This window comes from Brachyspira sp. (genome assembly GCF_050873525.1).
Taxonomy (GTDB): domain Bacteria; phylum Spirochaetota; class Brachyspiria; order Brachyspirales; family Brachyspiraceae; genus Brachyspira.
Genome location: NZ_JBNMIZ010000251.1, coordinates 1 through 3,442 on the forward strand (window position 1 = coordinate 1; position 3,442 = coordinate 3,442).

The following is a 3,442-nucleotide window of genomic DNA, read 5'->3' on the forward strand; positions in this document are numbered from 1 at the left end:
ATATTGTATATAATATCACTAATAAAATTATAATCAATAATACAAAAATTATTAAAGAATAGTTTTTAATTTAAATAAAATAATAAAAAAATTGAAATGATTTATATTTTATTCTTCCAACGAGATTAAAGTTTATCAGTATTTATTTTATTGCATTTACACCAAAAAATCTTTCAATCAAAAAGTAAATATTGATTAAAAAATTTAAAATGTAATTTTTATTCTTTATATCTCATACTCTCTAAAATCGCTTACGCTTTCAATGTCTTTTTTCTCATAATCTTTAAGAGGAATTTTATTTCTTATAGCGGCATAAACCGTTGGAACGATTATAAGAGTAAAAGCCGTTGAAACTATAAGTCCGCCGAGTATTGATAATGATAAAGGCTGATACATTTCGTTTCCGCTTCCGCTCGCCAAAGCCATAGGTAAAAGTCCCAAAATCGTTGTTAATGTCGTCATAAGAACGGGGCGAAGTCTTCTTGCTCCAGATTCCAAAGCCGCTTCGTCTCCGCTAATTTTTTTCTCTGCCATAAGTCTATTCATATAATCGATTAAAACTATTCCGTTATTTACCACAATTCCGATTAAAACTATAAAACCTATCGCGCTGTAAACATTTAAAGTCTGCCTTCCTAAAAATAAAGCGATTAAAGAACCCGCAAATCCGAATGGAACGGCGAACGCTATTACGAAAGGCGCTATAAAAGATTCGAATTGACTTGCCATTATGGAATAAACCAAAACCAAAGCGAGAATCAAAGCCTGCAAAAGCTGTCCGAAAGCTTCGTTCATATCTTCAAAATCTCCGCTGTAATTTACGCTAAATCCCGATGGAATAAACACTTCGTTTTTTATTTTATTTTGAATATCGAATATTATTTCGTTTAAAGCTCTGCCGTATCCCGATGCCGTTATAGTCGTTATTCTTGCGCTGTCTTTTCTTTCAATTTCAGTCGGTCCGTAGCTTCTTTCAACAGTCGCTATAGAAGAAATCGGAGTCATTCCGCTTGCAGTTGGAATCATTAATCTATTTATATCGTCAATATTTAATCTGTCTGGCTCTCCAAGCTGCACTTTAACATCTATATCGGTAACATCCGAACCAGATGGCGTCATAGTGGTTGCCGTAGTTCCCGCAAAACTCGTCTTCACGATATTTGCTATAGTGTTTACATTTATCCCCATTTTAGCCGCTATCTCTCTATTGACATAAATTTTTAATTCGGGATTTGAATCGTCTCGGCTTAATCTCGGCTCTCTTATTCCGTTTACCTCCGAAATCGCGTTTATTATATTATTCGCTATTTCAGTTGATTTATCCAAATCGTCTCCAATAAGTTCTATCTTTATCGACTGCCCGCTATTATTATTTCCGCCGCCTCCGATTACCGTTGTCGAAACCGCCGATATATTTATTTGAGCGGGATATGAAGATAAAACATTTCTTGCAATTTCCATATATTCGTCCAACGATTTTTTTCTGCCTTCGCTTTTTTCTCTTAATTGAACTCTTATTTCCGCGGAGTTTTCATCCGAACCAGATTCCACTCTCGATTGCATTCTATTAAAATCTTCTCCCATTGCAATTTCAATATCTTTTTCCATTCTGGTTACGAATGTTTGAGTTTGAGCGGATTTTGTCCCAACGGGCATCGTTATATCTAATTTAAATTGTCCTTCGTCCGTAGTTGGAAATCCTTCCTTGCCGATAAAAATGAGTCCTAATATTATTACGATAAAAGCCGCCGATAAAGATGGAATAAAAACTTTCAATTTATTTTTTATAGAATAATTTAAAATTTTTGTATAAATATTTTTTATTTTATCATGAAACTTTTCGTTAAAAAATTTTTCTATCGGAATCAAAGATTCTATTTTTTTATTTGTAATTAATCTTGCGCCAAGCATTGGAACTATAGTCAAAGCGACAAATAACGAACCAATCATAGAAACCGTAACCGTTATGCATAAATCTTTAAATAACTGTCCTGTCTGTCCTTCGACAAATAAGAAAGGCAAAAATACGGCAATAGTCGTTAGAGTCGATGCCGTTATTGCAAGCGCAACCGAAGAAGTTCCGTTTATCGCGCTCGAATATTTTCCATAGCCTTCGTTTCGATAATAAAATATATTTTCCAAAACCACAATAGAATTATCAACCATCATTCCTATTCCCAAAACCAAACCCGACAAAGAAATTATATTTAAAGTTATTCCCATAAAATACATTAAAGTAAAAGTGATTATTATCGACATAGGAATCGAAATCGCTATAACGGAAACGGTTTTAATATTCCATAAATAAATCATAAGAACTATTATTGCAAAAAGTCCGCCTTGCCAAGCCGCGTCCAAAACTCCTCGTATCGATTCATTAACCGTATCGGCGCTGTTGAATAATATTTGATATTCAACTCCTTCGGGTAAAATAGAAGTCAAACCATCGAGCTGATTTTGAACCGCCTTTGCCACATTAACGGCGTTTCCTCCCGATTCTTTATTTACTGAAACGGAAACGGAAGGCGAACCGTTTATTTTTACAATTTGCGTATCGTCCGAATAGCCTTGATAAACTCTGCCGATTTCTCTTAATTTGATTGGAATGTCGTTTGTTTTTAGCGCGACAACCGTATTTTCAATATCTTCTTCGTCCGTGAATTCTCCCATCGTTCTTAAAGTATATTTATAAACTCCTTCATAAGTTTCGCCGCCAGAAAGATTTTGATTTTCCGAAGAAAGCAATGAGACTATATCGTTAATATTGAGTCCGTAAGCATGAAGTCTATTCAAAACTATATCGACTTTCATTTCGGTTTTTAGTCCTCCTCTTATTTCCGCTCTCGCCACGCCCGAAGCCTGCTCTATTTTATTTAATATTTGATTGTCAACCAGATTATATAAAGCGCCCAAATTATCCGTTCCGAAAAAAGCTATTTCCATCATAGGCATTGTATCGGTTGAAAATTTTAAAACAGTCGGACTTTCGGCATCGTCAGGAAGAGAATTTTTAGCCGAATCTATCGCCTCTCTAATATCCGCCGTAGCGTTTGCCAAATCCGTTTTCCAATTAAATTCCACAAATACGGTTGACTCTCCTTCTTTCGATGTCGAAGTTATATTTTTGATTCCGCTTACGGTGGCAACGGCGTTTTCTATTATTCTTGTAACCGATTTTTCTACTTCTTCTGGTCCCGCATTTTCGTATGTCGTTCTAACCGTTATATATGGAAGTTCCATGTCGGGCAAAAAATCAACGGACAATTTTGTCAAACTCACAAATCCTAAAATCAAAACTGCAATCATACCCATAAAAACGGAAACGGGTCTTTTTACTACCAATTCTAAAAATCCTTTCATTAAAAATATTCCTCTTCAAATTAATTATTTTATAAAAAATGTTTGATATATTAGACGAATAGAAAAAGAAAAAGTTTTAAAA

Annotated in this window: 1 protein-coding gene; it reads right to left on the reverse strand. The window is 34.5% G+C overall.

The window, feature by feature from the left end; translation table 11 throughout:
* Nucleotides 1-225 precede the first annotated feature (225 nt).
* A complete protein-coding gene (locus ACR0QS_RS12080; RefSeq protein ID WP_432633705.1) occupies nucleotides 226-3,360 on the reverse strand; it encodes an efflux RND transporter permease subunit in 3,135 nt (1,044 codons plus the stop codon).
* Nucleotides 3,361-3,442 lie beyond the last annotated feature (82 nt).

What these genes read in the sequence shown, in the direction of transcription:
- ACR0QS_RS12080 (WP_432633705.1), bottom strand. Translation starts at nt 3,360, where the DNA reads ATGAAAGGATTTTTAGAATTGGTAGTAAAAAGACCCGTTTCCGTTTTT.